The organism is Streptomyces sp. NPDC050263, from assembly GCF_040655955.1.
In the GTDB taxonomy this organism is placed as follows: Bacteria; Actinomycetota; Actinomycetes; order Streptomycetales; family Streptomycetaceae; genus Streptomyces.
In genome coordinates this window covers 111192-134631 of record NZ_JBFAKW010000011.1, presented here as the reverse complement: position 1 = coordinate 134631, position 23440 = coordinate 111192, and the positions used below count along the sequence as shown (strand labels likewise).

Here is a 23440-nt window from a genome sequence, read left to right as displayed (position 1 = left end):
CACCGGCATGCCCTCAGCGCGGTGCAGCCTGCGGATCTCTGCCCAGTCCTCCACGCGGATCACCCTCTCCTCCTGACTCCCTGTCAGAGCCAGAACGGTCAGAAGATCACGGAGTGGGTCACTTTTGATCCGCCGTTCGTGAGCCAGTTTTCAGGCGTCGCCGACAGACGACGGACCATTCGGCCGGACGGCCCGCGGCGATGCTGGCGCATTGCTCGTACAAACGGAGCACGGTTGGGATCCGATGCACCGCCCGGCGGTGCACGTAGAGCGCGGTCGCGGTGAACTTGCCAGCAACTGACCCGGTCATGGCGCGGCGGACGTACGCATCATCGCGAAGCTTGTACAAGAGTCGGTCCGCGCGTTTGCATGCTTCTGTGTAGGAAGAGAAGAAGGCCCGAATGTCGAGTTGAACAGGAACCGGGAGGCTGCTCGCCGGACCGCGGCCATGGAAAAGTTCGACCGCAAGGAAGAGCAGAGTGTCGAGAGCTGAGTTCTTCGCGCCAGACTCGACCGCCGAAGGGTCGGCGGCCTGCTCGGCAAGCCTCTTGAGCTCCTGTGGCCGCATATGGCGAAGAAGTTCCATGACGGGTTGTGGCGTCTCTTCCAAGTGCGGAAGTCGACCGCGCTGCTCCAGGTGATCCACGACGGCAGCGATCGCGGACGCGGTGTCCTCGGAAGCTAGCCAGGTGGCGTCAGGCGTGATCTGTCGGGCGAGATACGCGAGGCGCGCTTCGTCACTTTTGAAGGCATAGACGATGCCGGGAGCGGCTGAGAGGCAGCGGACTCCGGTCACATCCTGGACGAAGTCGCGAAGCTCACTTGCAGCGAAGAGGTGCTGGAAGGTGTTGCGGCTGGTGAGGATGCCGTCGCCATACTCTGTGCCCTTGATCTGGTTCCGCTCCCAACGAAGCCGAGCGGAAACGACGAGAGCGGCTTTTGTGTGCTCCCATGCCTTTGCCAGGGTCGCGTGCCGTTCTTCAGGTCTCTCGATGACGTTGAGAACATACGTGAGGAGCACGATGTCGGAGGGCCTGAGTTCCCCGTTGGGGCGGTGGACTGGGTCCCAGCCGGAGACATCGAGACCGAGGTGCTCAAGAGCACGAACGTCGCCGCCGCGGCCACAACCGTAGTCCAGGACCTGAGTGCCATCGGCCATCTGCAGGTCCATCACGGCCTGACGAGCGGGAGCGGAGAGCCCCACTCTTCCGATGGCAGTCCGATGCCGATGGCTACTCCACGACTGCAGTGTCATCGGCGCTTCCCATGAGTCGAGGGGCAGATCGACGTACAGCAGCATTGAACCGTATGCCTTTGCCGCTCCGTGGAGATCCAACCGATGAGGGCCGAAACGAGCGATGGAGGCACCGTGCCGCGGCCGGTGTGGCACGGTCGATGCCTGTTCGGCCTGTCGCTCCATCCCCCCCGTGACGGCAGGCCGAGCCTTCCGGTGCTGCGTATTGACGGCACTACGCATCGTCCGAACTGCGGTTATGACGCTGCGGGTCGGATTCTGGTTGTCAGTGGCGCTATGCAGTCTCCCACGGTGATCGTTGACCGTACCGCCGCCGTTATCCCGCTCCGCTATGCCGATAAGACGTTGCGAAAGGAAAATGGCGACTCGGTAGGTAAGGTCGACCGCGATGACATGCATGTACGGTGCGCCTTGCTAAGGCACTGACGACGTGGACTTGCGGTGTGGCAGACAGGGTCAGGAGGCCATGCGGTTGGTTGCCCGCAGAACGTATGAGAGAACCGAAGCGAGTCGTACGAAGAGATAGTCGACAGCTGCGTCGTTAGGCAGTTCAGCCTGGCCGTGCTCGTGATGCCGGATGGTGAAACTGTTGCCGGTTTCTGTCAACATCTTGAATTCCGAGTTCAGAATCTCGCGGTACGGCTCGGAGCCGCAGGCGGCCCGATCGAGCAGCTGACTGGCTGATGCCTTCTTGCTGCTGCCGCCACCGAGCTCCAGGGTCTTGAGCCGTTCGAATCCGTCCCAGAGCTTCTCGACCGCGTTGCGTCGATCGCGTGGATCTCTGGAGACGAAGAGGACCAGCGCGTCGGTGAGTTTGGCGTCGAGGTCCTCGTCTCCGGTGGCGGGCCGGAAGTCTGTGATCAGCGGTCGTGCCTCGGGTGGGCCGAGCCGCTGAACCCGAAAGTCCTCGCCCAAAGTGAACGCGATTCCGTTCCTGGCGAAGAGCAGGTCGATGTCTTTCTGAAACTGGTCTTGCCCCGGCCTCCGATCGTCAAGTCGCTTCCTGGAGCCGAAGAAGTAGTGGGGATGGTCGCCGTTCCAAGGGTGATTCGTGGTCCGGGACGGCTTCTCGATGTGGCGGGCCACGAAGTCGATCACGTCCAGCGCTGTGACCGTGCCCGGCGACCGTCTCGGGTTCAACAGGTCGTCGATCTGAGGCTGCGGGCCTCCGCTCAGGGTACTGATGCCAAAAGGGTCCCCTACTTCCGCGTTCGCGCCTGCTGAGAGGTTGGACAGATCCGGGACATGGGCCAGGAGCGAAGAAATGAACATCGCGTTGTCCACGCCGGTGACGACGCTGTGGCCAGAACGGTCGTCCGAGCAGTCGTACGCGGGAAAGTCGCAGGCTAGAAAGCCGTTGCCGATCAATCGACGAATCAGCGCGACGACTCCTCCCCAGGCTGCTGGAGAAACCTCCTCGCTGACACGAGGCTTGCCCTGGCCTAGGCGGTCGGAGTAGAAGTCGCTGGCAGTCACGGAGTTCAGCTTGTCAGCAAGCGGTGCAGTTGACCAACAGCGTTACAGCAGAGGTTGTCTCGCCTGTGCGATCTCGACAAACTGTGCCAGCATGTTGCCGACGATGGGCTGTTCGCGCAAGCGTGCCGCGTCGTTGGGCGGTGGGGAGCGCAAGGGGAGCGCGGACGCCTTTGGACCGTGTAGCACGGGATGCGAACAGTTGGACCGCGACATGTGCTCTGATCTGGGAAAACGGGATCTGGCACGACCGCGCAGCACAACCCGGCACGGCCCCTATCGGGCTCGTAATGCGTAGGTCTCGGGTTCGAATCCCGAAGGCGGCTCTATGGTGAACCCCAGGTCAAGCCTTTGACCTGGGGTTTCTTGTTTTCGTTGACCTTGGGATTCGGGCGAATCGGGCGCCTGTGGTCTATGCATCGTAATGCGTAGGTCGCAGTTTCACATGCTGTTATCGATAGGCTACCGCAGGGCTGTGACCTGCTGCTTTGCTCAGCTGAACCACGGAGCCCGTCAAGATCTCGATATCTTCGGTGGACAGCCGGTGGACAGCTGTGCGTGATGGACAGTCAGGAGTTCTCTCGCCGAGTCCGGGTTCTGGCGCCGGTCGGGTGGTCCGGGCGCTGCGATCAGCGGTCTCGGTCTTGTGTCGTTCCGACAGCCGTAGGCGGAATCGGCGGTCCCGCGATACGCATGGGGAAACGGCCTCGGGGTGGCGCTCAGCGTCGGAGGGCGACGACCTCGCCCTCCGCGTTCATGGCGCGGAGCCGTCGCGCAGACTGGAGCAGGGAGACTTGCGCGAAGGTGAGCCGGACTTCGTCTGGTAGGGCGACTCGGGACAGCCTCTGGCGGTCGTGGACGCCAAGTACAAGGCGAACGCCCCGGAGGCTTCCCGGACGCCAACCTCTACCAACTCCTCGCCCTGCACCAGGTTGGGGCTGCCGACCGGACATCTCGTCTGCGCCAGAGGCAACGCTCCGCATGCCGCACACGTCATCCGCAATGCTGGCATCCGCATCCACCGGCACGCCCTCGACCTTGACCAGCCACCGGAGCGACTGCTCGCGGAAGTCTCCGGGATCGCCACGAGCCTTGGGGCACCTCTGGGTTCGTCGGCGCTGCCGACCTGACGCCCACCTCCGAGAAGACGAACACGTCACCGAGCTGATCCGCATCAAGGAGCCTGAATGACCGACCTGACGGACGAACTCCACTTGCCAGACCACGACTCGGTGCTCGACCAGGCCATCCCCTTCGACAAGGTGCGCTGGATGCTCCTGTTGCCCGACGCCACGTGGTGGCCCGCGGAGCTCGACGCCTGCCCTACGCCGGAGCGGTGGCCCCGAGTGGACCGCCGAACGGTGTTCACCATCGCCCGCGAGGCCGGAACCACCACGGGCAACCGGCACCTTCTGGTCGCGGCGCTCGTGTGGGGCACAGGTACCAAAGCACAGTCCGTACACAGGCGGGGGAAGATCTCCGCGAACACGTCCCCGACCGGACTCGACGCCTGCCTGGACGCGGCACTCGGCGTGTTGGGCGAAGAGGGCGCCGTTCAGGCGTACCGGGCATTAAATAACGATCAACGCATCCCCTATCTGGGTGCGGCGTTCTTCACCAAGGTGCTGTACTTCGCGGGCACGGCGAGCTCGTCGCGAAGCGGCTGAACCCTGGTGGCGTTCTCGCGTTCAGCCATGCCGAGCCCATTGAGGGCTACGAGGGCCCACAGGCGATGTACGGCAACCTACTGAAGTCCCTCGACCTGATCCTTGGCCCACCACAGGAACGCGGCGGAGTGCTGCTGGTTGGCGAAGCCCTGGCCGACGAGGGTGTGCAGGAGGTCGTTGCTCCAGAGGATGAGTCGGCCGAGGGTCCAGTTCACCGACTCGGGTGCTGGCAGCTCCAGTCCGTAGACCATCCGCGCGATCTCGCGCTTGCCGCCCGCCTCGGTCGTGTACTTGAGGATCGTCAGGAAGTCGTCGGGGTCCATCACGCAGAGAACCCTTGTGAGGAGGGCCTCTTTGAAACCGGTCATGGCGAACGGCTTGGTGCCGGACAGCAGGTGTTGGAGCCGGTCTTCGAGCGGCAATTCGTCAGGTCCGCGCAGGAGGTACTCGATCGTCTGACGGGTCGCCTCCCCGGCCGCAGCATCGCCCATGTCGTTCCACGCGGAGTTGAACGTGGCCTGATTGCCGGGCCGGGCTCCGACCTCGGAGTTGGCGAAGTCCTTGAGGACTCTGGGGTCGCACGTCCACAGCCCGTCGGGAGAGAAGATCCGCTGGTACTTCGCCCAGTAGGCCGCCACGTCGGGGTCGAAGCCCGGTTTGATCGCGAGGTACCGCTCCTTCAGCAGGGCCGCGCGCTCCAGCCGCTCGGGATCGACGTCCTCAGCTTTTGGGAAACGGGCCTTGAGGTCGTCGAACGATCGGGGCGGATTCGCCTTCGGGAGAGTGGGCTCCTTGTGCTCCCACTCATAGCCGCACCGGTGTGTCACGAGACGACGTCCGCCGTCGAGCGTGCGGATCACCTCGATGTCCTCGTCGTCGCTGCACAGTGGACACATAACCAACGCCATGGCTACCCCCGTTCCAACAGTGCTCGTGCCCGCCCCGAGTCGATGCACTTCTCCGCCCAAGCACCGCATTCTTGCATTCGGCAAAGGCGGCCTGGATGTGGGGCCATCCGGCGATACCGGGGTCGGGGACTTCCTGCTCGTCGGATCCGCCTATCCGCTGCTACGGCTCATACCGGCCCCCGGAGCCCCATGGCAGCCTGGGCAGCGCGCCGCCCTGCCGTCGGACAACGGATCCGAGCGGGGTGTCTCTCCCTACGAGAACAGGAGCGCCTCGCAGGGCCATGCTGGGCATCCTGAGCAACAGCTTCGTTGGTGCCCGGGAGGTGGCGCTATTGCGTCCACTGTCCCTTCATCGATGATGTCGCCGTCACCGTCGAGGCCGCCCAGGCCGCGGGCATGCAGGCGCATCTGCTCGAAGACAACGTCCGGACCATCACGCGCATCGCAGCTCAGCAGAGGGAGGTACCCGCCCTCTAAGACGCGCCACGCACATAGGATGCGCACACTCTTCATACTTTGGTTCCACCAGTTCAGCGAGGTGGCTCGTGCCCGCATCCGCCGTGACGCCCGACGATGTGGTCCGCCACGTCTTCCGTTACCTCGCGGAGGTGGGTGAGAGCCGCACCAAGCCGGTGCGGACGTACGACGATGCCAGGCACCAGGTGTGGTTCGCCGACCTGCCCGCGCAGTTCGGTTCCTTCCTCATCGACGCGGTCCCCGGTGACATGCCGTTGTGGCTGCGGGCCGACCGCCCCGTACGGCACGAACCGCCGGCTCCGCCGCTGCCGCTCGCCCACTGGCTGGACGACCGGGAGATCCACGACTCGGCGAGGGAAACGCCCCCCGAGCCGCGGGCAGAGACGGACATACCGGCGGACGAGATCTCCGCCGAGGGAAGCGCACGCACCCGGCACATCACCGTGTCCCTGGCCGACTCGCCCCAGCGAGACACCGTGTACGCCCAGTACCGCGCCTGGTCCCGTGAATGGGACGGGTGGGCACGTCGCGACCGCGCCATGAAGCCCCTCGTACGTGCCTACGACCGCCTCTACCGCCTGTGCGTGGACGCCTCCGAACTCGGCGAGACCTTCGAACTGGTCGTCGGATTCGGCTACCTCACCTGGTCGGCGCAGGGCGAGCCGATCCGCCGCCATCTCGTCACCTGCCGGGCCGTCATCACCATCGACCCCGACACCGGAGCCATCACCGTCGGACCCGACCCCGAGCACGGCAGCCCGGTGCTGGAGGAGTCCATGCTCGATGCCGCGCAGAAGTCGCGGGCGGACACCCGCGCCCTCGTACGGCAGGAGCTGGAAGCCGCCGGCGACACCACGGATCCGCAGCTCGCCGACCATCTGCACCGGGCCCTCACCACCTGGACCATCGCGGCCCACGAAGCAGGACGCTACGACCGCGCACCGAATCGGCACCGGGCAGCGGGAGACCCCGCCGTACCGGTCGTCAGCTTCGCACCGGTGCTGCTGCTCAGGGAGCGCACCCGGCGCAGCATGCTCGAAGCGCTGCGCAGTGTCGCCCTGTCCATCGAGCAGGGTGCCGAGCCCACCGCTCTGCTGCGGGCGATCGCCGGTGCGGGCGGTGACCGGCCGCTGGGGGAACCAGGCAGCGGTGACGCCGCGGGACCGCCGCCGGAGCTGTACTTCGCGCTGCCCTCCAACGACGAACAGCGCACCATCGCCGAGCGGCTGCGAGACCGGGATCTCGTCGTGGTCCAGGGGCCGCCGGGCACCGGCAAGACGCACACCATCGCCAACCTGGTCACCGACCTTCTCGCGCACGGCAACCGTGTACTGATCACCAGCCATACGGCACGTGCCCTGAAGGTCCTGAAGGACAAACTCCCCGTCGGCATCCGCGAGCTGTGCGTGAGCCGTACCGACGACGGAGTCGGGCAACTGGAACTGGAGCAGTCCGTCAAGGCCATCCTCGACCGGCAGGGAGACTTCTCCTCTCGGGCGCACCGGCGACGCATCCAGGAGCACGAAGAGCGCCTCAGGTCCGCCCGTTCCGCGCAGGCGCTCGCCCTGAAGGCGTTGCGCGCGCTGCGGGAGCAGGAGACGTACCACCATCCGGCCGAGATCGGCGACTATGAGGGAACCCTGGCCCGGATCGCTCAGCGGCTCGCCGGGGAACACCCGCGGTTCGGCTGGATCGGCGCCGTCCCCGCCGACGCCCCGACGCTGGACGCCGAGGTTCTCACGCGCCTGCGTCGTGCGGCGCTCGCCTTCACCGACCGACACCGTGCTCTTGCCGCATCGGTGAGTGCCGCGCTGCCCGCGCCGGGACAGCTGCCCACGGCGCCCGCGTTCGCCGAGGCGGTCGAGACGATCAAGACGGCGGAGGCCGACCTCGCCGCGCTCCGGCAGAACGGCTTCGTCTCCCGTCTCGACGACGCCGTGTCCGCCCTTACCCCGGCACAGCAGGACCAACTGGCCACCGCGCTCGACCACTTCACCGCCGCGGCCCAGGCGGCCACATCGATGCCGACGGCCTGGGCCGAGCTGCGCGACGAGATCCTCGTCGGGCAGGACCTCGGCGCGCGCAGCCGCCACGAGCGCACCACCGCGGCCCTGACCGCGGTCGAGGAGGCGGAGCGGGTCCTGGGCGCCACCCTGGTCAGCGGGCTGGAGGCGTACGACGTGCCGATGGCGCTCGGGCTGGCCGCCACCCTCCGGGACGGGCTCACGTCCGGCGAGAAACTGCGCGGGGCCATGGGTCTGAGGACCCGGCTGCGCAAAGCCGTCGGCGCCTTCCCCGAGACCGTGCGGGTCGACGGCCGCGCCGTGGAGACAGCGATCGCCGCGTCCGCCGTGCTGCACCGCGTCACGCTGGAACGACATCTCCAGGACATCGAGCGGGAGTGGGGCGACGGCCACGACGCATGGCAGGCCACAGCTCGGCGCACCGCCCGCCTGCGCCAGGACGTCGCCACCCTCACCGCCCTGACCACCCTCGCCGACCTGCGCCACGCCCTGGTCGGCGCCGGCCGGGCCGTGCCGGGGCTGGCAGGCATCGACTGGGGCAACCGCGACCAGGCAGACACGGTCCGGAGCGTCCTGCGGGCCAGAGCGGCACGCCGGGCCGCCGACCCCGCCCGCGCTCTGATCGACGACGCCTTGCGCGTACTGCGCGCCGCAGCGCACCGCAGGGGAGCCTCGGCTGCCCTCGAACGGGCCCGCGTCGCGGTCGAGTCCCGCGACCCGGCGGCCTACGGCGCGGCGGTGAACGACGTGGACGACCTGCGGGAGGCGCTGGCGCGCAAGAAGGCGTGCGACGACGCCTACCGGCTGGTCGCGGCCGAACTCCCGGACCTCGCAGACAGACTGGAATCCACATCTGAGGACGACGAGTGGGGCACCAGGCTCGCGGACTTCGAGGCCGCGTGGGCGTGGTCGGTCTGGTACGACCGTATGAAGGAGCTGACGGACCCGGCGGCCGAGGCCCGGCAGCTGCGGCTGCTCGCCGAGACGGACGTCAAGATCCGCATCGGCCTGGAACGGCTGGCGGCCGACAAGGCATGGTTCAGCTGTCTGTCCCGGCTCACGGACGACCAGGCCGTGGCCCTCACCTCGTACCAGCAGAACGTCCGCAAGCTGGGCAAGGGCACCGGCAAGTACGCGGCCACCTACCGCAGACAGGCCCGGGAGAGTCTGCAGGCCAGCCAGGCGGCGGTACCCGCGTGGATCATGCCGCTGCACCAGGTGACCGAAACCGTGCCGATGGACCGGGCCGGACGATTCGACGTCGTGATCGTCGACGAGGCCAGCCAGTCCGGCCCCGAGGCGCTGCTGCTCGCCTGGCTGGGCGCGAAGGTGATCGTCGTCGGCGACGACCAGCAGGTCAGCCCCGCCCAGGTGGGCGTGGACCACGACGAGCAGTTCGCGCTCCAGCGACGGCTCCTCGCCCAGTTGCCCGCCGCCCGCCGCAACCTGTTCACACCGACCGCCAGCCTCTTCGACATCGCGTCCGGTCTGGCCGGAGGCCGCGGCAGGCTGATGCTCCAGGAACACTTCCGGTGCATGCCGGAGATCATCGGATTCTCCAACGAGCTCTGCTACGGCGGCCGGCTCCAGCCGCTGCGACAGTACGGCGCCGACCGGCTGCCGCCCTTGCGCCCGGTGCACATACCCGATGGCTACGTCGAAGGCAGCGGACAGAAGCAGGTCAACCGTTCCGAGGCGGTGCGGCTGGTGGAGGAGGTCGCCCGGCGCATCGCCGACCCCGCCTACGCGGGGCGCACCATGGGTGTGATCACCCTGCTCGGCGCGGGGCAGAAGTACCTCATCGAAGACCTGCTGGCCGACCGGATCCCGCTGGACGAGAGACAGCGCCGACGGCTGCGCGTGGGTAACGCCGAGGAGTTCCAGGGCGACGAGCGCGACATCGTCTTCATCAGTACGATCGTGTCGCTCACCGGCCCCGACGGGCCGCGCCGCATCGGCCACTTCAGCAGTTCCCTGAACCGGCAGCACCTCAACGTGGCCGCATCCCGGGCCCGCGACCAGGTGTGGTTGTTCCACAGCTTCACCCTCACAGAACTCGGCGAGACCGACCTGCGGCGTGCCTATCTGGACTGGTTCTCCCGCCCGGCCGAGGAGCAGGACGGCCTCGGCCTCGGCGAGGTCCGGCCGGACGTTCCGCACGAGGCCTTCGACAGCCTCTTCGAGCAGCGTGTCTACCTGGCCCTGCGGGCCCGGGGCCACCAGGTGCGGCCGCAGTATCCGGCCGGCCGCTACCGCATCGACCTCGTCGTCGAGGGAGGCACCAGACGCCTTGCCGTGGAGTGCGACGGCGACGCGTTCCACACGGAGGAGAACGCCGACGCGGACGCGGCCCGCCAGCGCGAACTGGAGCGAGTGGGCTGGACATTCGTCCGCATCCGCGGCAGCCGCTTCTTCCTCGACCCGGAACGGGCACTCGAACCGCTGTGGGCGGAACTCGACCGACTCGGCATCGAGTCGGCAGCGCAACCTCCCGCACACCGAGCCGCCAAGGACAGCCGCATCGACCCGACCGGCGACGGCGACACGGTCCCGACCGGCGACGGCGACGTCGTACCCACCGGCAACGCAGAGCCCGCGCCCTCTGCTGCCCCATCCGCCGGGCGACAGGACATCCAGCCCGAGCCCCCGCACGGCACGGACGAGGCACAGCCCCGATTCGTGACCGTGGCACGGCTGCACCGCGACGAGGTCAATGCAGCCCAGCACGCGTTCAGCATGCGGGCGACCGTGCCCGGGACCGCACGGTTTCTCGGGGGAGCGGGTGCGCCGGGCTTCCCAGGGGCCGATGCCGTGGACATCCTGCGCGAGGGGCATGCCGTCGTGCGGGTCGCCCACCCCGAGGTACATGCCATGATCCGCGCCGCGATCGCCCACGCAGACGTACCGGTACTGGGAGACGACGGTCAGGTGGGGCTGGCGCGGCACCACGCACCTGGCTCCTCCGGCGTTTCCGACGGCCGTACGACGGAACTGCTGCGTGCGCGACCGACAGCTGACCGGGCCCCGGTGAAGAGTCTTCCGGCCGTGCTGCGGCAGCCGACCCGCGGCGACGAACCCACCCCCGTGACGGGATCCGCGGTGCCGGGCGGTGCCCGGTCCTCCCTCAGCCTCCCGGTCGACCGGCTCAGCGTCGCCGCCCATCGACGGGTACAGCGCGAGCTCCAGCGCGTGCAGGACGCGCTGGACCAGCCGCTTCCGGAGATCGTGGCCGTGGACTCGTCCTCCAGGAAGGCCCAGCTGGCCGACCACGACCGGCGGCGCCAGGCCCTGCAGGAGCGGCGCCGCCACCTGCGTGCCGTACTCGACCAAGTGGTCCCTGACTCCTCCCTGACGGGCGGGGCGATGGTCGTCCCTGGATGCCTCGTCGGAGTTGAGGACCCGGACGAGCCCGGCATCATGACGTACGAGATCGCGATGCTCGCGGGTGACGAGGCGGAGCGGCTGAGCCCCGACACCCCGCAGGGGAAGGCGCTGATGTGGCGAGAGGTCGGGGACGAGGTGAGCTGGCAGACGGAGCGGGGTACGCGCATCCGCGTCATCGTCCGGTACATCCAGGACTGAGAGACCGCAGCGGAGCGGGGCTGCGCGGCGGCTGCGGGCGGTCCGCAGCTGGTCGTGCCCACGAGGCGGAACCGCATCTCGATACAGCCCCGCGTCCCGCCAGGCCAGTTTGCTGGCGTGCGCGACCCGGGAGCGCTCCGCAGCCGCGGTGAGCCGGACGCGCTGGTCGCGCTCTATCGCCAGGCGCGCGGCCCGGTCCTCCAGCGCCGTCAAGTACATCCGGCGGATACGGAGCGTCAGGCCGGTGGCGACGGCCTTGGTTGCGGTCCCGAGCAGGAAGAACGGGCCGAGGGGGCGTTTGCGACCGGCGCCAGGAAGATGACGGCGAGGGTCAGTTCGACGAGGCTCACCCCGGCGGCCCAGCCCGGAACCCGCAGGGATCCGCGCAGAGCCAGGCTGTACAGAGCGACCAGCGCGCGGCGCAGGCCAGCTGCCACACCCCCAGCGACCGCTCGATGAGGGACACCAGACAACTCATCGGAGGTGGGGAAGGCCGGCATGCTCATCGGTCGGCACTGCCGGGCGGGACGACCCATTCGGTGGGTTGGCCGGTGAGGGAGGCGATCATGTCGAAGTCTCCGTCGTAGTGGAGGACCGTTCGCCGGTTCAGTTCCGCTGTGGCGGCGATCAGCAGGTCGGGGAGGGACAGAGCGCGGTGGAAGCCTGCGTTGAGGGCATGGCGCTGGATCTCGAGAGCGCGGGTGAAGGTGTCGTCGTCGGTGCGGAGGTAGTCGAAGGCGTGGAGCCAGGTGCTGATCCGTGTTGCTTCCGAGCTGTCCCGTACGGAGTGGATCATCTCGAACTCGGTGGGTTGGCATACGGCGAGGAGGTAGCGCTCGTGCAGAGGCTTGAGCACCTCCTTGACGCTCGGCTTCGTCCAGCGGGCGAGGGCGGACTTGTCGATCAGGTAGCGGTCCTGCATCAGGCGGCCCGGCCTCCGTCGCGGTCGCCGTTGTGCTTGAGGGAGCCGTCTGCGTTGCGGGGCCCGGTGTTCTCGACGATCTCACTGAAGTCGAGCTCGCCGGCCTCCATGGCGTCGAAGCCCTCCTGCCGCAGGTGCCTCTTGACGGCGTCTTCCATGGCGAGGCGGACGGCTTTGGCCTTCGTTTTAGTCCCGAAGATGCGCATGGCCTCGGTGACCATGTCTTCATCGAGGTCGATGACGGTTCTGGCCATGTGGATGGTCCCTTCGCAGATGCCCCTGTCAGTGAAACGATACCATTTATCTACTATGGAAGATATCGTTTCGATCGGAGGTCTCGTCGCGGATGGAGGCTGCGGCGTTCGTGGTGAAGTGCCGCGCGGTTGCTCCTTGTGGGAAATGGGCAGTCGCCCTCATGCCAGGCTCTGCCCCTGCCAGGGATTTCGTCAGAAGCGATGGGACGGCGAGAGGCGGTCGGCCAAGCAGTCCCGCCGGTGGACAGCCGGTGGACAGACGCCTTTGGACGGTGCATCACGGGGTAGTATGGGTCAACCTGTTGCACGTGCTCTGATCAGGAAAAACGTCACCACGCGGCACGGCGAGGCATCAGGCAGCACGAACGCTCACGGTCTCGTAATGCGTAGGTCTCGGGTTCGAATCCCGAAGGCGGCTCCATGGTGAACCCCAGGTCGGGCCTATGACCTGGGGTTTCCTGTTTTGGGTGACCTTGGAATTCGGGCAGATCGGGCACTTGTGGTCTGTGCATTGCAATGCGTCGGTCGCGGGTTCGCCCCTGTTGCCGACGAGCCCCTGGTAAGGCTCTGAACAGCGGTTTTGGTGCATTGAGCCCTCTGGCTGGACGTGCAGGCAAACGATCCGGTGGACAGTCGGTGGACAAGCGTGCGTGACGGCTCGTCAGAGTCGCCTCGCCGCCCCTGGGGGAGCCCAGGGTTTCGGGTGCCTTGGGGGTGGTGGTCGGCGGCGTAGGGCTTGTGCTTTTCCGACAGGCTGGGGGAAACCCTGGCTGTCGAGGGGCGACGTCACTGGTGAGGTTCCCGGCGCATCGTCGCGCCCGGACGGGAGCCCCAGTCCGTGGGAGGATCGGCAGGTGGGCCGGAGTGCGGCGGAGGTGACGGCGTCGGTGGCGGACGAGGCGATGGCACAGCGCCTGCTGGGTTGGCTGGTGCCCGACGGTGACCCGCTCGTCGCGCTCTCGGCGGCCGAGGTCGAACGCTTCTGCTGGTACGAGCTGCCCCGCAAGTGGCACGGGGACGCGCGTGAGCAGCAGCGGGCCGTCGCCGTCCTGGCCGACGTGCTGACCGGAGTCGGCCGCGTTCGGGCCGCCGCGGTGTGCACGAGCGCGACCACCGCCCAGGTGCTGGCGGCATGGCAGCGCTCCGAGGAGGCGGGTTTCGCGGCCTACCGCAAGGCCGTGGCTGCCTCGCCCACGACCCCGCCGGACGTACCCGAGCTGAGCTGGGGTCGGGTCATGGGCATCCAGGAAGCCCTGGCCCGTGCCAACCTCGAAGGTCGACTGGAGCGGGCTCTGGACGAGGGTGAGCTCGACCCGGACGCGCGTACGTTCCCGGCCGCGCGCCGACGGCTCGTCCAGCACTGGATCACCACCGCACAGCCCGTGTTCGAGGGCCGCGCCCCGCTGGAGGTCGTCCGCCGCGAACGGCGCGAGTTGTGGGCCGCGGCGCCCCCGAATGAGCGCCACGCCCTGCTCGCCGCCGTCCTGCCCGCCCTGGAGGAGCCGGCCATGGCCCCCGTGGACACGGCTGAGCCGCTGCGGTGGCTGCTGGAGCAGATCGGTGACGGCGTCACCCTGACCCAGTCCGGCTACCTGCCGCGGGAACTGGTGGCAGCCGCGTTCGCCCGTTACCCGCACTGGTACCCGATCGGCAAGGGGCCGCGCTCGGAGGCGGACCTGTTCCAGCTGGCCGGCCTGCACGAACTCGCGCGCACCCACCGACTGGTGGCCAAGCGCCATCGCATGCTCAAACTCTCGGCAGCCGGGCGTGCCCATCTGACGGACCATCAGCTGCGCCAGCGCACGGCTGCGCTGGCCTGGCTCGGCACCACCGCGGCTGAGCGGCAGGTGGCCGAGTGCGCCCTGTGCGCGCTGTGGGCGGAGCCCCGGCTCCGCGATGACCTGCGCGATGCCTTACATCCGGTGCTTGCGGCTGGCTTCACCCACGGCGACGGCACCGCGATGGAGCGGAAGGACACCGAGCGGCTGCTGTGGAGGTTCTGGCACACCGGTCGTGAACTCGGCTACCTCGAGCGGGAACGGTCCATCGACGCCCCGATCTCCCTGTCCGCCACTGGCCGCCCGGCCGCCCTCGCCGCGCTCCGGCTCCTGGCCGAGGGGCCACGCGACCACATCTGAGCGTGCCTCAGCGGGCTGTCAGGCCGGCGTCGGTGAGGCGCCGCATCAGCGAGGGCTTGCCGCGGTGCTGTTCACGCAGGTCGTGCAGGCGTCGGGCGAACTCCTCGGGGGTGCCTGCCCGGTCGTGGACCTCGCGGAGATCCTTCAGGAGGGTGACGGCGGCGTCGTAGGGGCCGGGCTGTTTCTGCCCGATCAGGTGGGTGAGGTCCTGCCAGGCTTGCTGGGTGTTCTCGGCCAGGTGGCCCAGGTGGCCCAGGTGGCCCAGGTGGCCCAGGTGGGCTTCGCGAGCCCGCTGTTCGGCTCGGCGGGCCTGGGCGCGGCCCTGTTCTTGCTGCCGGGTGTGCTCGGTGCGTACCTCGTGGGCGGCGTCGAGGAGTTCTGCGGCTGAGCGGCGCCGGGTGGCGGTGGTCGGTTCGGCTGTACGACGGGATGCGGCGTGGTGGCGGGCCAGGAGCGCGGGGCCCGGTTGCGGGGCGGTGCCCAGGGCTGCGTTCAGCAGCAGGGCGTCCTTCTCGCGTGGTGGCAGGGCGCGGATCCAGGCGGCGAGCGCGTCCTTGTCGATTGCGTGGGAAGGGGCGGCAGCGCTGGCGCGGGCAGCCGCGGTGAGCAGATGCGGGTCGACGTGAAGGAAGTCCGCCAGGGCCTGCTGCGGGCCGGTGAGGTGGGCAAGGCCTGCGGGTACGGGCGGCTCGACGGTGGAGGTGTACTCGTCCTCGTCGACGTCCTCCTCCAGCTCCCAGCGGGTGAGCGCGGAGAGCCAGGCCAGATAGAGAGGGCGCAGGTCGCCCGCGGCGAGGTCGGTACGCAGGGTGGTGAAGGAGGCGAGGGTGAAGGAGGTCTCGAAGTCCCACTCGGCGCCGTCCTCGGCCTCGTAGGAGAAGTCGAGCAGCAGGTGCCCTTTCCTGGTCCAGCAGGTCAAGGCGTCTTCCGCGCAGTACGGTTCGGCGCTGCGGGCGGGCAGCAGCGTGGTGGGCAGGCGCAGCATCAGGCGCCGCGAGCCCCAGTTGGCGAAGTGCAGGTGGGCGTCGTACAGCTGCTCCATCAGTTTGCGCTCATCGCCGCGGAAGTTGCCGTAGTGGTACTCGTTGACGAAGTGCGTCGCGCTGATCCGGGCCCGGCTCGACAGGGTCCGCACCCCTTCGAGCTCGTCCTTGGTCAGCGGTCGGTCGATGGCCTGGAACTCGTAGTACTGGTACTCGCTCACGTCCGTGCAGACTACCGACAGGCGCTGCGGCTCATCTCACGGGACCTGGACGTGATCCCTCGTTCGGAGCCCATCCACGGTTACGGTCCTGACGGTGCAGTCGCTAGGCTGGTCCGCGCGGGTGACGGAGCGTGCCCGTTCCCATCCGTTCCGCTGCTCCCCGAGCGAGGTCGCTTGAGTACCGTCACCCTTCGCCCTCCCACAGATGACGGCTCGGCTCCGCGGCCCGAAGGGCTGCCTGACGCGTTCGCGGTGCTGTTGGCCCAGCTGGGCGCGGCTCCGGTGGATCCGGTCACCTCGGTGCTGGTGGATGCGGCGGTGGAGGTGTGGCGCAGGCCCGGTTTCGACTCCTTCCTGTCGCTGCCGCAGCTGTCCTTCGTGCCGTTCGGGTACCAGATGCAGACCGCTCAGACGGTGCTGCGGCGGATGCGCGGCCGGGCGATCCTTGCCGACGAGGTGGGGCTGGGCAAGACCATCGAGGCGGGTCTGGTCCTGTCCGAGCTGCGGATGCGCGGGTTGGCGGATCGGACGCTGGTGCTCACCCCGGCCGGGTTGGTGGAGCAGTGGCGCGAGGAGCTGGAGCGCAAGTTCGGCCTGCCGACGGTGATCGCCCGGGGCCGGGACTGGGAGGAGGCGGACGCGGAGCGGCCGGTGGTGCTCGCCTCGATCGCCGCCGCGCGCCGGGAGCCGCTGAAGTCCCGGCTGACCGCGGGGCGGTGGGATGTGGTGGTGGCGGACGAGGCGCACCGGTTGCGCAATCCGCGCAGTGCCTCGGGGAAACTCGCCCGGGCCCTGCGTGCCCGCTATCTGCTGCTGCTCACCGCGACTCCGGTGGAGAACCGGTTGCAGGACCTGTACGAGCTGGTGAGTCTGGTCGCACCCGGCTTGCTGGGTACCCCTGCGCAGTTCCGCCAGCGGCACGCCGGAGCCGCCGGGGCGGGTCCTTCGGCACCGCGCAACCTGGACGAGTTGCGGGCCTGTACCCGTGAGGTGATGGTTCGTCACCGGCGCAGTGAGGTCGAGGTGCTGCTGCCGCAGCGGCTGGCCGAGACGGTGCTGGTGGCGCCCTCGCAGGAGGAGGCGGAGCTGTATGCGGGGATCGCGGCCAGGATCAGGGCGGAGGCCAGGGGCGCGTCCTCGGCGCGGCTGCTGACCCTGCGCGGGCTGACCCGGCTGGCCGGGTCGAGTCCGCAGGCTGCCGCGCCGACCCTGGCCAAGGCGGGCTGGCCGGACCTGGCGGCGCTGGCCCGGGGGATCGAGGGATCCACCAAGGCCGATCTCCTGCTGGAGCGGCTGCGCCGGCACAACGGGCAGGGGGAGAAGGTGTTGGTGTTCACCGCCTTCCGGCAGACGCTGGACGCGCTTGCCGCGCGGCTGGAGCGCGAGGGCGTCCAGGCGGCGGTCTACCACGGCAGCCTCTCGCGCCGGGACAAGGAGGCGGCGGTGGCGGCCTTCCGCGATCAGGCGCCGGTGCTGCTGTCCACGGAGTCCGCCGGAGAAGGCCGCAATCTGCAGTTCTGCCATGTGATGGCCAATGTGGACCTGCCGTGGAACCCCATGCAGATCGAGCAGCGCCTGGGCCGGCTGCACCGGGTGGGGCAGGAGCACGACGTGGTGCTGACCAATCTGGTCGCCCGGGGCACCATCGAGCAGCGGATCCTGCACGTCCTCGAATCCAAGATCAATCTGTTTGAGCTGGTTGTCGGCGAGCTCGACATGATCCTGGGCCGGGTGGACGAGGACTTCGACTTCGAGGCCTGCGTCTTCGACGCCTTCGCCACCGCGCAGGACGACGTGGAGTTCGAGCAGCGCCTGGAGCGCCTGGGTGAGCGGCTGGTCAGTGCCCGCACGGACTACCTGGACAGCCGCGGCGCGGTCGACGCGCTGGTCGGTGGCGATCACGAGCAGGAGGCGGGCCGGTGATCCGGAAAGAGGCCGGGCTGGCCTTCTGGCTGGACTGGGTCGAGCACCGCGGCGGGCTGTGGGAGGACGCCGGGGACACCGCCCTGGCACTCCTGCCCGCTGCCCTGGCGAGTGAGCTGGAGCTGCCTGAGGAGACCGCGGTCACCGCCGACCCCGATGTCGCCCGCGAGGACGGCGCCCTGCTGCTGGTGACCGGGCACCCAGTGGTCGTCAAGGCCGCCGAGAGGGTTCTGGCCGCGGGCGACACCGGCACCCTCACCCTGGCCGCGCCGCGCTCCGTGCCGCCCGATGCCGCCACGTTGCTGTCCAAGGCCCGTGAACATCTGCCAGTCGACCACGGTCGCCTGGATCCGCGCGCCGACGCCACGCCCGAGCGTGCCCTGCGGCCGGTGCTGCGCGTAGGCGCCCTGGTGGGCTACGAGCTCTCCGCGGAGGACCACTTCCAGGAACAGGCCGAGGTGTACGTCGACGTACCCAGCCGCCTGCAGATGCCGGCGACGGTCAGCGAGCGCCTGGCCCGCACCGACCGCGACCCCCACGCCGAGACCGCACTGCCGGTCGGGCTCGCCGCCGCCGTGGACTACGCCTCCACCAGCCGGCCGGACCTGGCGGCGGCCCTCGCCGAGGCCCACCGGATGCTGGAGGCCGCCGCCGTGCTGCGCCGTGACGGGCTGGCCGGGCAGATCGGCGACGCGTACGCCAAGGAACGCGCCCGCGCCGAGGAGTACTACGCCGCCGCCGTGGACTCCTTGGAGCGCCGTGCCGCCACCGCGCCCGAGGACCGCGCGGCGTTGCTGCGCGCCCGCATCGACAGCACCCGCGAGGAGCGCGCCCGCCGCCTGGCCGAGATCGCCGAAAAGTACCGTGCCCGCCACACGCTCACTCCCTACCGGCTGCACCTGCTGAGAGTGCCGGTGCTACGCCTTGCGCTGGACGTCCGCAGGGGCGAGCGGCGCTACCCGCTGGACCTGGACTGGCTGCTGCCCGCCCAAGAGTTTGCCCCACTGCGCTGCCCGGCCTGCGCCCAGAGCGGTGCGCCGCTGGTCGCGGCCAAGACCCACCTGGGCTGCGCCCGATGTCTGGCCCCCAAGCGCCCCACCCCGCAGTCGGCCCCGGAGTCCGTACCTCCGCCCCGCGACGGCACCGCCGCGCACGCTGCCGTATCCGCGGAAGGCTCGGTGGCGCCGGGGCCTGCGGGCGCCACCGTCGCTGTGGGGCCGTCGGCTGCACGAAACGCCGAGGCCGCAGGTGGCGCTGCGCCGCGGAGCAGAGGTGAGGCGAAGGCCGGGCGAATCGCCGAGGCGTCCGCAGCGCGCGCCTCCTCCCGCCCCGGCTCCCGGCCCGCCACACCCGGCCATGCCCCGTCCCCGCCGCAGCGCCGATCTGTCGATCCTCAGACCCTGCACAAGCGCGCCGTCACCTTCTGGGAGCACGCCGCAGGGGGCGACCGCCGAAAGCTGGAGCGGCTGTGCGCCCCGGACTCGCCCGCCGCCGCCCTGCTGCGGCTGTACGGCGCGGCCGGGCCGCTGTACGGGATCGGCGTCGGCTCCCGGGAGCGGGTGGAGTCCTGCAGCGTCGCGGTCTTCCCCGCCGAGGGACGACGCGGCTGGGACAGTGCCGGAGGCGAGGTCCGCACCGACCGGGGACGCCATGATTACCTGCTGCGCTGGTCCCTCGGGCCCGACCGGCTGATCGCCGAGGTCCTGCCCCACCAGACCCCCTACGCGATGAACGCCAGCACCATGATGGCGCGCTACCGCCCAGGTGGTACTGAGCCGGCCACCCGCCTCCCGCGCACCGGTGCCGAACTGGACCCGGTCGCCCACCTGCTGTGGCAGCGTACCCCTGCCCGACACGGGGCCCACCTGGCCGCACGGGCCCTGGGCTCCTGGTGGCGGCTGACCGATCCGCAGGCACTGCGGGAGCGTTACCCGGCTGCGGTCCTCGCTGCCGCCGTCGAACGGTCCGCCTGCTACTGGAGCGGCGTCGGCGGAGGCGGCTACGGCGACGCGGCACTGCTGTGGCAGGTCCCCGAGGCCGACCTGCGCAAGGCCGGCACGCACCTGCAGCGCCTGCTGCGACTGACCCAGGACCAGCCCTGGTAGTCGCGCACCGCGCCCGGAACGGTCGACTGCCCGGCGGACGAGCTCGGGGCCTGTCGGCGCGCCATCGAGCCCCTCAGGGCTGTCACCAGGGGCACCGACCACCAGCAGATCCCCCGGCTGCTCAGCGCCCATGCCTGGCCTGCGCTGACGAGCACCTGCAGACCCTCGACGGGCTTGCACAGACGCAGTCGGCCCGGGCGAAGCGGGTCTACGGCCATGACTCCTCAGCCTGCGACCGCAAGGGCCGCGCCGGGGATCTGGCCGAGTGGCACGGGATGCTGCTGGAGCGACGCGGCGGACCGTCTCGCCCGGCTGGCTGCGCGCCCCGCCCTCGCCGGTGCCGAGTCGCTGCTGTTCCAGGCCAGGCTGGCCTGGCGGGACGGGGAGGCGGACCGGGCCCGCGCTGTGGTGAGTGAGGCGCTGACCGAGCTCCCCGGGCACCAGGAGCTGCACACGCTCGCCGCCGAGAGTGGGGCAGCGCTGCCAGCTCGGGTGCTGGGGGCGGCAGGGCGGTTCTCCTGCTGAACGGACTCCGAGTCCACAGGCATGTGTTGCTGGAGCGAGTTCAGGGCGGTTACGACGATCGGGACGACGGTGGTCCTGCGGTCGGCGCAGGGGGCGGCCTCGCCTCCCCGGCGGCGCGGCTCACGTGCCTGGTTGCGGATCGAGGCGTCGCTGACGAACACCACAGCGACCGGCAGACAGCGCTCGGGCAGGGGCATACTGGGCGCATGGAGTCACGGGTGCGGTACGCGGAGATCCGGCCCTACACGGTTCCGGAAACGCTGGAGGAGCTGGCTGGTCCGGCAGCCGGGGTGGTGGTTCTGCCGACCCTGCTGGACTGGACGCCGAAGCGCGTCTACGACCTGTCGGACGACGTTGACCTGCGGATGCTCTATGAGACGGTCATCCGTGAGGCCATGCATGTGGAGGAGCTACGACAGTTCCTGGACCCGGTGCTCCTCTCGGCCGTATGGCAGAGGCTGTGGCTTCCGCCGCGCGCACGGTCGATGTGGGAAGGGCGATTCCCGCAGCTGGCCCGCAGGGCTGCGTAGGATTCACCTGCATGGATCCGTTTCACACCCGGCTCGCCCGTATCGGTCTTGGAGCCGCCGCGAGATACGGCTTCGCTCTGGCCGGCGGGTACGCGGTTCAGGCGCACGGGTTCCTGGACCGGCTGTCGGATGACGTCGACCTCTTCACGAACATCGCCGACCCTGTCGCCTTCTCCGAGGCGGTCGAGGCGGTGGCTGCGGCCTATCGGGCGGCCGACCTGACCGTTGAGGTGGAGAAGTCCGCCGGGGTGTTCGCCCGGTTCGCTGTTGCCGACGAACAGGGGCACATGGCGAAGGTGGAACTCGGGTGCGACTGGCGGGCCCAGCCGCCTGCAGTGTTGGAGATCGGTCCGGTACTGCACCCCGATGACGCGGTGGCCAACAAGGTGACCACGCTGTTCGGACGGGCCGCGCCACGGGATTACCTTGACGTGAATGCCGCGCTCGCCTCCGGGCGGTACTCCGGTGGGCGGCTGCTGCAGTTGGCGTCGGAGCACGACGCCGGGTTCGATCCGCGCTACTTCGCCCAAGCGCTGCGGGCGGTCGACCGTTGGCCGGACCGGGAGTACGAGGCATACGGCGTCGACGGCGGTCAGGTGGAGGATATGCGCCGACGGTTGCGCGCCTGGGCTGCCGAGATCCTTGACGAACGGCTCGACGAGAAATGACCCAGCCAGCTGTGTTGACCCTGAGTACCCGCAAGCGTGGGCGACTTCGCCGACTACGGCGTCTCTGGCACCGGAACTGAAGACCACGGTGACCGAACCCAGTGATGGGCGCTTGTAGATGTCCGACAGCGACCTCCGTTCGTCTCTCCGCCTGGTCGACAGCGTCGTTGGGAGCGCAGCTCCAGTCTCGCTGGTGCGCCGCTGACGCCCCCTTCGGTGGACAGCCGGTGGACAGACGCCTTTGGACCGTGCATCACGTGGCAGTACGGATCAACCAGTTGCACGTCTTCTGATCAGGCGAAACGTCACCGGACAGCACGACGAAGCACCAGGCAACACGATCGCTCATGTTCTCGTAATGCGTAGGTCTCGGGTTCGAATCCCGAAGGCGGCTCCATGGTGAACCCCAGGCCAGGCCTCTGACCTGGGGTTTCTTTTTTTGGCTGACCTTGGAATTCGGGCCAATCGGGCACGTGTGGTCTATGCATCGCAATGCGTAGGTCTGAGGTTTGCAGTCAGTGGCGGTTCTGCTCTGCAGAGCTGTGAGCTGGCCATTGTCTCTTGCGGGCGCCGTTCTTCGGGCTGCTCGGATTGGCGTGGTGGCCGTGCGGTGGCCGAGCGTGCAGACCGGCTCCCGAAAAACCGTGAAATTGGTGGTTCACAGGGGAAACGATGGTTGTGGCATCCCGACAATGAGTGCGTTTCTTGTTAAGTGAGGTCGGCGAGAGCGCCGCGTCTGGCGTGGTGACCGTCCCGTTGCGGTAGCTGGGTCGATCAGCTGGCGTGGGAGGCGATGGTGTCCCACCGAGTGCGACGCCGTTGCGTCAGCCGTCAAGCCCGGCGTAAATGTCTCCGTGAGTAATTGTCGAGACCTGTGGATCATGAGGTGGATCACGCTGCGCCGGTCTCGTCTCGTTCGATGAGGCGGCCGTTCTCGAAGCGGGCGCCAGCCCTTGCCTGGACGGTGGCCAGGAATGCCGGTGTTACTCGTCCTCGGGGTAGGCAGCAGCGATGCTGCCGCGCTCGACAGCGTCATGTCCCCGTTGCCGTGCCGCCGGTTCGGCGAGCCTTTGATTCCGTCCGAGGCCTTCGGCGTGGGCAGCAGCCTGCGGCGACCGCGGCGGCGGGACACCGGTAGGTGGTTCGGACGTCGCGCCGGCGGAGGGCGCGGTCCGCTGGGTGGCGGCGTGCAGGGAGGAGGCGCGGGCGGCTCGCTGCCGGTCCGCTTGTTGGTTCTGGGCAGCCGGAGGAGTGGCGTCTGCGATTGCGTCGCTGAGCAGTTCCCTGGTCCGCAGGACAGGCACCTCGTCGCGGTACTTGGGGTCGCTGAGTTCTGCAAGGCATGCGGCGATCATGTCCTCGGCGACCTCCAGCTCCTCCTGGACGTCCCGGAGCAGGCGGGTGGCGGCGGCCAGCCGTGTCCACGTCTCGAAGGTCGGGTTGTGGTGCGGGTTCTCGAAGGTCAGGCGGCTCGGGTCCAGTTGGCTGCTGCGGCGACGAGTTCGGTCAGCTGCGGGAGGGCTCCGACCAGGGCTCCGTTGACCTCCTCGATGATTCCGGCGACCTCATGGGGAGTTGCTGTCTCGGTGAGCCGGGCGATCATCCCCGGGACGGAGTACGGGTCGGCGGACGGGTGGGGCAGGTGTTGGACCTGCAAGGGCGTGTCGGAGTTGGACGCGTCGCCGCCGTGGGCGAGCCGGATGTCGTGCTGCATCGAGGCGCTGATGGCCTCGCCGATGCTCGGGTAGAACTCGGGCACTGTTCCTCCTCCAGAGCCGAGACGTA

The 23440-nt window shown here is 69.1% G+C and carries 15 protein-coding genes; 8 read left to right on the top strand and 7 right to left on the bottom strand.

The genetic code is table 11. The annotated features are described in order from the left end of the window. Positions 1 to 118 precede the first annotated feature (118 nt). Together AB0J04_RS07820 and AB0J04_RS07815 are read right to left on the bottom strand one after the other, a co-directional pair. Positions 119 to 1654: a DNA phosphorothioation-associated putative methyltransferase gene (locus tag AB0J04_RS07820; protein WP_363167470.1), complete on the bottom strand. Its 1536-nt coding sequence runs from the start codon at positions 1652 to 1654 to the stop codon at positions 119 to 121. Between the two features lie 57 nt (positions 1655 to 1711). Continuing rightward, positions 1712 to 2731, bottom strand: a complete 1020-nt coding sequence (locus AB0J04_RS07815; RefSeq protein WP_363167469.1) for a hypothetical protein — start codon at positions 2729 to 2731, stop codon at positions 1712 to 1714. A gap of 1184 nt (positions 2732 to 3915) precedes the next feature. On the opposite strand from AB0J04_RS07815, the gene AB0J04_RS07810 reads away from it, so the two are divergent. Beyond that, positions 3916 to 4395, top strand: a complete 480-nt coding sequence (locus AB0J04_RS07810) for a hypothetical protein (protein WP_363167468.1) — start codon at positions 3916 to 3918, stop codon at positions 4393 to 4395. 77 nt (positions 4396 to 4472) lie between these two features. Here the strand turns inward: AB0J04_RS07810 and AB0J04_RS07805 are convergent, their stop codons facing one another. Next, positions 4473 to 5303 carry a hypothetical protein gene (locus AB0J04_RS07805; RefSeq protein WP_363167467.1) on the bottom strand — a complete coding sequence of 277 codons (831 nt, stop codon included), beginning with the start codon at positions 5301 to 5303 and terminating at the stop codon, positions 4473 to 4475. Between the two features lie 545 nt (positions 5304 to 5848). On the opposite strand from AB0J04_RS07805, the gene AB0J04_RS07800 reads away from it, so the two are divergent. After that, positions 5849 to 11386, top strand: a complete 5538-nt coding sequence (locus AB0J04_RS07800) for an AAA domain-containing protein (RefSeq protein WP_363167466.1) — start codon at positions 5849 to 5851, stop codon at positions 11384 to 11386. A 502-nt stretch (positions 11387 to 11888) separates the two neighbouring features. Here the strand turns inward: AB0J04_RS07800 and AB0J04_RS07795 are convergent. Next, positions 11889 to 12308, bottom strand: coding sequence for a PIN domain nuclease (locus AB0J04_RS07795; RefSeq protein WP_363167465.1), 420 nt, complete (start codon positions 12306 to 12308; stop codon positions 11889 to 11891). Next, on the bottom strand, positions 12308 to 12562 hold the full coding sequence (locus AB0J04_RS07790) for a type II toxin-antitoxin system VapB family antitoxin (RefSeq protein WP_013001761.1): 255 nt from the start codon (positions 12560 to 12562) through the stop codon (positions 12308 to 12310). Before AB0J04_RS07790 ends, AB0J04_RS07795 begins: the two co-directional genes overlap by 1 nt. 854 nt (positions 12563 to 13416) lie before the next feature. Here AB0J04_RS07790 and AB0J04_RS07785 point away from each other — a divergent pair. Further along, positions 13417 to 14700 carry a hypothetical protein gene (locus tag AB0J04_RS07785; protein WP_363167464.1) on the top strand — a complete coding sequence of 428 codons (1284 nt, stop codon included), beginning with the start codon at positions 13417 to 13419 and terminating at the stop codon, positions 14698 to 14700. Positions 14701 to 14707: 7 nt separating this feature from the next. On the opposite strand, the gene AB0J04_RS07780 is transcribed toward AB0J04_RS07785, so the two are convergent. After that, positions 14708 to 15904 carry a hypothetical protein gene (locus AB0J04_RS07780; protein WP_363167463.1) on the bottom strand — a complete coding sequence of 399 codons (1197 nt, stop codon included), beginning with the start codon at positions 15902 to 15904 and terminating at the stop codon, positions 14708 to 14710. Between the two features lie 252 nt (positions 15905 to 16156). On the opposite strand from AB0J04_RS07780, the gene AB0J04_RS07775 reads away from it, so the two are divergent. The 5 genes from AB0J04_RS07775 (at position 16157) to AB0J04_RS07755 (ending at position 21655) form a co-directional block, all read left to right on the top strand. Beyond that, positions 16157 to 17827 carry a DEAD/DEAH box helicase gene (locus tag AB0J04_RS07775; protein WP_363167462.1) on the top strand — a complete coding sequence of 557 codons (1671 nt, stop codon included), beginning with the start codon at positions 16157 to 16159 and terminating at the stop codon, positions 17825 to 17827. Next, positions 17824 to 19932: a hypothetical protein gene (locus tag AB0J04_RS07770; RefSeq protein WP_363167461.1), complete on the top strand. Its 2109-nt coding sequence runs from the start codon at positions 17824 to 17826 to the stop codon at positions 19930 to 19932. Before AB0J04_RS07775 ends, AB0J04_RS07770 begins: the two co-directional genes overlap by 4 nt. Positions 19933 to 20148: 216 nt before the next feature. After that, positions 20149 to 20457, top strand: coding sequence for a hypothetical protein (locus AB0J04_RS07765; RefSeq protein WP_363167460.1), 309 nt, complete (start codon positions 20149 to 20151; stop codon positions 20455 to 20457). Between the two features lie 206 nt (positions 20458 to 20663). Continuing rightward, on the top strand, positions 20664 to 20987 hold the full coding sequence (locus AB0J04_RS07760) for a hypothetical protein (protein ID WP_363167459.1): 324 nt from the start codon (positions 20664 to 20666) through the stop codon (positions 20985 to 20987). Then, complete coding sequence (locus AB0J04_RS07755) at positions 20918 to 21655, top strand: nucleotidyl transferase AbiEii/AbiGii toxin family protein (RefSeq protein ID WP_363167458.1); 738 nt, start codon at positions 20918 to 20920, stop codon at positions 21653 to 21655. The genes AB0J04_RS07760 and AB0J04_RS07755 overlap by 70 nt, the downstream gene beginning before the upstream one ends. A gap of 1462 nt (positions 21656 to 23117) precedes the next feature. On the opposite strand, the gene AB0J04_RS07750 is transcribed toward AB0J04_RS07755, so the two are convergent. Further along, positions 23118 to 23414 (bottom strand): hypothetical protein, encoded by a 297-nt coding sequence (locus AB0J04_RS07750; RefSeq protein ID WP_363167457.1) that lies wholly within the window; start codon positions 23412 to 23414, stop codon positions 23118 to 23120. Positions 23415 to 23440: the final 26 nt, after the last annotated feature.

What these genes read in the sequence shown, in the direction of transcription:
- AB0J04_RS07790 (WP_013001761.1), bottom strand. Translation starts at nt 12,562, where the DNA reads ATGGCCAGAACCGTCATCGACCTCGATGAAGACATGGTCACCGAGGCC.
- AB0J04_RS07805 (WP_363167467.1), bottom strand. Translation starts at nt 5,303, where the DNA reads ATGGCGTTGGTTATGTGTCCACTGTGCAGCGACGACGAGGACATCGAG.
- AB0J04_RS07795 (WP_363167465.1), bottom strand. Translation starts at nt 12,308, where the DNA reads ATGCAGGACCGCTACCTGATCGACAAGTCCGCCCTCGCCCGCTGGACG.
- AB0J04_RS07760 (WP_363167459.1), top strand. Translation starts at nt 20,664, where the DNA reads ATGGAGTCACGGGTGCGGTACGCGGAGATCCGGCCCTACACGGTTCCG.
- AB0J04_RS07810 (WP_363167468.1), top strand. Translation starts at nt 3,916, where the DNA reads ATGACCGACCTGACGGACGAACTCCACTTGCCAGACCACGACTCGGTG.
- AB0J04_RS07765 (WP_363167460.1), top strand. Translation starts at nt 20,149, where the DNA reads ATGACTCCTCAGCCTGCGACCGCAAGGGCCGCGCCGGGGATCTGGCCG.
- AB0J04_RS07820 (WP_363167470.1), bottom strand. Translation starts at nt 1,654, where the DNA reads ATGCATGTCATCGCGGTCGACCTTACCTACCGAGTCGCCATTTTCCTT.